Below are 6,880 nucleotides of genomic sequence, written 5' to 3'. Positions count from 1 at the left end.
GGGTTGCCCCTACGATGGTTATGATAGGGTTGCCCCTACGATGGTTATGATAGGGTTGCCCCTACGATGGTTATGATAGAGTTGCCCCTACGATGGTTATGATAGGGTTGCCCCTACGATGGTTATGATTACGATTGATGTATTCATATCCTACCAATCCCCTAAATCCTGTAAATCCTGATTCAGACAATTATCCCCTTGTATCAACGACCCTCACCGCCGCTGGGGAGGTTTGTAACCTCGCCCGTATCAATGCACCTTCACCGCCGCTGGGGAGGTTTGTAACCTCGCCCGTATCAACGCACCTTTCTCCATCCTGCAAATCCTAAAATCCTGTAAATCCTGATTCAAACAATTATTCCCTTGACCCCATCCCCAAAGCGTGCTATACTAAAACAAGAAAAACACTGACTATCCTCTGCTGCTGGCGATGTTTCCGAACCTCGCCCCGATAGTGTATGGGTAGTGAATTTTACTATAGAAACAGCAAACACTCACCGGAGATTCATAATGAAACAGCATCTACCAATACTACTTCTTATACTCACGCTACCGTTCGCAGGACACACCGCGTCCGAATACGCAATCACAAAAAAACATCGCGTCATCCAAGAGGCGCCCTTACAACCGAGTCATGTTCCCATCGGCACAAAAATTTCGCGCCTCACCTTCACGACACTCCACGGCAAGACACATAATTTAAACACCCTCACCGCACAAGGACCCGTCGTCTTCGCGTTCTTGGCAACCGAATGCCCAGTCGCACAACGCTATACGATGCGTCTAAAACGGTTGCATGCCGAGTTCGCACCCCAAAATACCACCTTTGTCGCAGTCTACGCCAATGAAAACGATTCCGAAGCCGACGTAAAAAACTACATCGCCAAGGCAGATTATCCGGTAAAAAGAGGCGAGGTTGGAAACCTCGCCGGCGGTGAAGCAAAAAGAGATGAGGTTGGAAACCTCACCAGTGGTGATGTCGGATTGTTCTTGGTTGTGAAGGATACAACCGGTGAACTTGCACGGACTCTCGGTGCAACCATGACCCCGCAGGCGGTTCTCGTTGATACAACCCACACAGTCACCTACCGCGGTGCCATCGACGATAACCGCTACGAGCCACGCGTCAAGCACCACTACCTACAAGACGCACTTCTCGCAACGCATACAGATACCGCTATTCCCGTGCAAGAGACACCGGCGTTCGGATGCACGATCCATTTCCCCGAAACGGAGCTCCCCACAGAGGTTACCTATAGCGAGCACATCGCATCGATCCTTCAGAAAAATTGCCAAACGTGTCATCGACACGGCGAGGTCGCACCGTTCACGCTCACCGATTACAGCGACGCAAAGGCGTGGGCAACCGAAATCGCTGAGTACACACAGGCACGTCTCATGCCGCCGTGGAAACCCGCACCCGGCTACGGCGACTTCAAGAACGAACGGCAACTCACAGACCCCGAAATCCAGATGATCGCACACTGGGTAGAAGCCGGTGCTCCGGCTGGCGACCTCGACACCGTGCCACCCGCACCGGAGTTCCCTGAAGGCTGGGCGCTCGGTGAACCCGATTGGATCGCTGAAATGCCCGTTGAATATGAAATCGAACCTGAAGGCGAGGATGAATATCGGCAGTTCATTATACCCACCAACTTTGAGACGGATATGTACGTCCAAGCCGTTGACGTGCAACCCGGCAACCGCAAAACCGTGCATCACGTCATCGCCTACTTAGACGTGGAAGGCGAAGCGCGTAAACTCGACGCACAGGACCCGAAACCGGGCTATGTTACAGAGGGAACAGGTCCGGGATTTGATAGCGCAGGAACAGTTGGCGGTTGGGCACCGGGCGTTATGCCATTGGTCTTACCGGAAGGGGTCGGCTATCTCTTACCGAAGGGTGCCGATATCGTCATGCAGGTGCATTACTATCGCACGGGGCATCTTGAACGCGATCGTTCGCGGTTGGGATTATACTTCTCCAAAATCCCCGAAACCGCCAAATTACATATCGGAGACGCCATCAACAGCGATTTCGTTATCCCTGCGGGTGAAAATTGGTATGAGGTCTTAGCATCGGAAACGTTCAAGAGAGACGTTTACCTCTTAGCAACAATGCCGCACATGCACCTCCTCGGACGCGACATGCGGCTTGTCGCTACAACGCCATCCGGTGATAAACACGACCTCATCTGGATCCAAGATTGGGATTTCAATTGGCAGGATGTCTACCACTATCGCGAGCCGCTTTTCTTCCCCGCTGGCACCCGTGTTGATCTCGTCGCGCATTTCGATAATTCCGTAGAGAATCCAGCCAACCCGCATAACCCACCGCTCCCTGTCGGTTGGGGCGAAAAAACGACAGACGAGATGTGTATCGGATTTCTATATTACGTCAAAGCCAGCGAATTTTCACCACGGTAGACACTCTACAACAACGATGCCACCGTAACTTGTTCCAGACACTCACGCTGAGACGCCTGAAGCCTCCCCAGCACACGCGCACCCGACGCAGACGTTATTCCGCGCTCAAAATGCGTCGTCATCTCACCCTCAACCGCATCCACAAGCGTTGCCAGCGTAATATCCTCTAAAGCACGCGCCGGGAGATACCCATCCGTATCCCCTTCTACCTCATAGATGAGTCCCGCTGCCTTGAACCGTTCAAAACTCTGATGCACGACCTCTTCCGAAACACCCGAACGCACAACAACCTCTTCCGCCAGACACGCGCCGTCGCCTTTCGCAAAACGCTCCGCAACAATCAGAAACAACCTAATAACACCCGAAGCGTTCAGATAATACCCATTGGATGCATGGCGAAACCGACCGTTCGCAGCGTCTTGCTGACGGAAATGCTGGACGGAATTAGAGACCTCTGCACCGAGCAGAATTACCACCCACGCCACGTAGGTCCAGATAGCAAAGGTAACCAACATCGCCAGCGCGCCGTAGATGTCACTATAGTTCTGCCACAGCAACTCAAGGTAACGTCCAAAGGCGATCCTCGCGATCTGGAAGAGCGTCCCGGCGACAAGTGTACCGATCAGTGCCGCACTCCACTTCACGTATGTATTCGGCATCGCAATATACATCAGGAGAAACGAGCAGTAGACCAACACCCATGGGAACACATGACCGAACACCCAGTTGGTAGCTGTCGAAAAGAAGAGCCAAATCAGTAGGGGTCCCACGGAGAGCAATGTATAGAAAACGGCGTATTTCTGGAACGCTTGCACCACTGGCAACCGCCGCCGCGCCCCCCAAATATCGTTAAAATGCTGCTCTACCGACATGAATAGCATCGTCGAGACCAGCAGAAACAGGAGGAACCCACCGACACTCAGCCCACCGAGATTTCTATTGGCAAATCCTGAAAGTTCTGATACAATTTCCTCAGCACTATAGCGCGGTAGGAAGTTATCACGAAGGGCGGCGATTAACGGCGAATTGTCATCTTCCACAAGACCAAACGTATGCAGCAAAAACAGCGCAACCGCCGACAACGGCACAAGACAGAGCAACGTGTTAAACGCCAATGACGATGCCTGCTGAAGACATTTATGCCCCATGAATTGATGCCAGACGTTCACGCCGAGACGCAAAACAGACCCTCGGGCATCGCGGAAGTATCCTTTGTATGTATCGGAAAGGTTATGTATCATCATATCTTATGACAGACTCGAAACCGGATTTGATTTCACGCATAAAACGCAAACTTCGACAAAACCCGTTCTTATCTTACCTCATCGGATGCCCGTATCCCGCCCCTCGATGGCATCGATGTGTCAGAAAACTGCTCCAGCGGCTCGGTCCCGACGCGAGAATCTTGGATCTCGGTGCCGGTAACCGTCGCCGCGCCCCAAACGTCATCAACCTCGAAATCGAGACAACGCCTGAAGTCGATATTGTCGCCGATGGGCACTTTTTGCCATTCAGCGACCGGACCTTCGATGCGGTGATCTCTGAAGCCGTCCTTGAACACGTCCGAGCGCCGAATCTCATTGTCGCGGAGATCCATCGTGTACTGAAACCTGGTGGTTATATTTGCCTCGCTGTCCCATTCTTACAAGGCTACCACGCTTCTCCTCACGATTATCAACGGTGGACAGTCCCCGGCATTGTTCACCTCTGTGCCGCCTTCTCCGAGCTTGAGAGTGGTCCCTGCGCCGGTCCGACGACCGCTTTACACTGGATCTTCCGAGAATACATCGGACTCGTCTGTTCGTTCGGTAGCCTTCTCCTCGCGAAAGCAATCTCTCTTATTGTCGGATGGCTGACATTTCCAATCCTACTCTTAGATGTGCCACTCTCCCTACATAAAGATGCCCATATTTTGGCATCAGCCGTCTATTTCGTCGGAAGAAAGCCGTAAGCATGCGTGTTTTCGTATTATATAGTATTGTCTTTTGAAATGTCAAAAGAAAAACATGGGTAAGGTGAGCAATCGGCTATTAGTAGGGCGTTTATAACGTAGGTTGGGTAGAGCGGGACGGATGAAACCGCCAGTATTTGACGCGGAAAGCCCATCCTCTCATGAGACTTGAGCACCGCGAGGGCTGAGCGAAACCCAACGCTTTGGTCGTAAAGTGTCCGCATCACTGTCGGTATGAAGTTGGGTTTCGCTGCGTGCTTGCGTGGATATGCCGACAGGTGAGATTTCACAGGTATTTGGAACACTCACCTCTCTGTTTTCTGTTCCGCTCTACCCAACCTATGGGACCCCGAAGACCCTAAATTGACACCTATGTGTTTCTTACTGTTCGCCCCAACCTATGTACCAACCGCTCAAAAAAAACGGCGAGGTTTAAAAACCTCGCCTCCGCTGTAGGAATGACCTTTTCTAACGACTGATCGCTGACTGTTGATTGCCATCATCACCGAAACGTAATGTTGTCCGCTTTCGCCTTCTCGAACAAACTCCGAACGATCTCTAACGTCAATTTGGAGAGTTTTTGCGAAAATTCGGCATCTGTGAGCGTTCGGTATCGTGCAGGTTGTGATGTGGTAAGCCGTTCGTTTGCTATTGTGAGTGCGCTTGACACGAGCGGTATAGGGACTTCAAGGGGCACAGAGGTATCTGGAACAGGTTCCGAAATCGGCGTAGGGGTCGTATTCGTTGTATCGCCCGCTAAAAAACTTTCGCGCCGCGAATTAATTTCGTCTAACACCTGTTGTGCGGCGACTTGGTGCGCAAATCTTTTTGAACCAGGAATCGGCTCCGGTGTCTCATGGACCCACTCTCCGTAAGACACGGTTACCTGCCATTGTGGAGAATCCGCCGGTCCGTGTTGCATTTCAGTGTAAGTCGGTTGGCGCAGCCCGCGTTCCTGGCAGTATTGAATCAAAAGCCCTTTATAATTTTCTAAAGCCTCGCCAGTAGCCAAATCTGCCATGCATCCCTCCTCAAGCTGATTTACCGACTGTTACCACCACCGCCACTATTGTAAAACTGTGGACGTTCACCGCCCATTCTACGGGGTTTCACCTTCCGCTGCCGCTTCATTTCAATTCTGCGTCGTTTCTCGCTCGGTTTCTCGTAGAAACTCCGTTTTTTTATTTCTGTGACGATACCAGCTTTTCCGCACATCTTCTTAAAGCGTGCCAGGGCGCGATCAAACGCCTCACCTGAATCGACACTTACTTCTACTTGAACCATTTTTTTAGCCTCCGTTGGAATTTAAAGTTAAAAAAACACTTCATAAATTATATCACATCTCGCACGGGATGTCAAATATTTCTTTGATGCTGGCTATCAGCGATCAGGTCGGTTTTTCTGACGAAAAACCTTTCGGCGGTCAGTCAAGAGGTAGTGGAATGGGTGTTTTTGCTGGGGTGTTTCTCCCGATTTCCCTCTTTACTGACGGCTGGTTGCTGACAACTGACTGCTAATTGCTAATCGCTAATCGCCAATACCCTTGACAATTTGTCGACCACCTGCTATACTCACCGCACCAAGAAGGAGGCAGCACCATCTACGAAATCATCATTCTCTGCTTCGGAGCATGGCTCACCGGAGTCAGTAAAGCCGGTTTCGGCGGTGGCATTGGAATGATCGTTGTCCCAATGTTCACGCATTTCCGTAGTGCTCGAAACGTCATCGGATTGATGCTTCCGCTCCTGTTCTCAACAGACATCTTCTCGCTTTCCCATTATTGGAAGCGGTGGCATCGCCAAAGTGTCACACGACTGATCCTCGGTTCCCTACTCGGTATCACCGTCGCCAGCCTGATTTTGAAGGACATTTCTGATGTCCATCTAAAAAAGGTCATCGGTGGTATCGCCAGTCTATTTGCGATATTAGAGTTCCTGCGTCCCTATTGGCAACCACTGCTCGGAAATTCCGGGAAATCCGTCCAAACAGCACTCCAATTCAAAACGTGGCAAGGGCTGCTTGCGGGGATATTCGCTGGAGCATTCTCAACCCTCGCACACATGGGCGGACTCGTCGTCGTCATGTACCTCCTCCCACAACGCTTGGGTAACAACGCCTTCGTTGCAACCACAACCGCCACCTATTTTTTACTCAACTTCATCAAAATTCCGTTCTATCTCCAGTTGCAACTGTTCTCTTTCGAGATTCTAATTGAAGCACTCGCGCTGCTTCCGTTCATCGGATTAGGGGTGCTAACAGGAATCTCGCTCAACGATCGCGTGCCGGAACTCCTCTTTTCAAGAATTGTCCTTTTCTTCCTCTTCGCGACCGGTGTGCATCTCCTGTTGAGTAATTAGTAATTAGCGATTAGGTCGTGTTTCTGCGAAACCCTTTTAGCGGTTAGCAAGTAGCGATTAGGTCGTGTTTCTGCGAAACCCTTTTAGCGGTTAGCAAGTAGCAAAGAGACACCTAACACCTAAAAGTGAGCGTAGCGAACGCCCT

The 6,880-nt window shown here is 51.1% G+C and carries 6 protein-coding genes; 3 read left to right on the top strand and 3 right to left on the bottom strand.

The genetic code is table 11. The features are described from left to right. The first annotated feature begins 510 nt into the window (after nt 1-510). A complete protein-coding gene (locus J4G07_21415; GenBank protein ID MCE2416544.1) occupies nt 511-2,427 on the top strand; it encodes a redoxin domain-containing protein in 1,917 nt (638 codons plus the stop codon). 5 nt (nt 2,428-2,432) lie between these two features. Here the strand turns inward: J4G07_21415 and J4G07_21410 are convergent, their stop codons facing one another. Then, entirely contained in the window at nt 2,433-3,671 is a 1,239-nt protein-coding gene (locus tag J4G07_21410) for a YihY family inner membrane protein (GenBank protein ID MCE2416543.1), read from the bottom strand. A 26-nt stretch (nt 3,672-3,697) separates the two neighbouring features. Here J4G07_21410 and J4G07_21405 point away from each other — a divergent pair, with 26 nt between their 5' ends. Then, entirely contained in the window at nt 3,698-4,378 is a 681-nt protein-coding gene (locus J4G07_21405) for a class I SAM-dependent methyltransferase (protein ID MCE2416542.1), read from the top strand. 502 nt (nt 4,379-4,880) lie between these two features. On the opposite strand, the gene J4G07_21400 is transcribed toward J4G07_21405, so the two are convergent. After that, entirely contained in the window at nt 4,881-5,399 is a 519-nt protein-coding gene (locus J4G07_21400) for a hypothetical protein (GenBank protein ID MCE2416541.1), read from the bottom strand. Nucleotides 5,400-5,419: 20 nt separating this feature from the next. Then, nucleotides 5,420-5,662: a 30S ribosomal protein S21 gene (gene rpsU, locus J4G07_21395; GenBank protein MCE2416540.1), complete on the bottom strand. Its 243-nt coding sequence runs from the start codon at nt 5,660-5,662 to the stop codon at nt 5,420-5,422. A 278-nt stretch (nt 5,663-5,940) separates the two neighbouring features. On the opposite strand from rpsU, the gene J4G07_21390 reads away from it, so the two are divergent. Then, nucleotides 5,941-6,735, top strand: coding sequence for a sulfite exporter TauE/SafE family protein (locus J4G07_21390; protein MCE2416539.1), 795 nt, complete (start codon nt 5,941-5,943; stop codon nt 6,733-6,735). Nucleotides 6,736-6,880 lie beyond the last annotated feature (145 nt).

It is taken from the genome of Candidatus Poribacteria bacterium, from assembly GCA_021295715.1.
In the GTDB taxonomy this organism is placed as follows: Bacteria; Poribacteria; WGA-4E; order WGA-4E; family WGA-3G; genus WGA-3G.
This window is presented reverse-complemented; position numbering and strand designations above follow the sequence as displayed.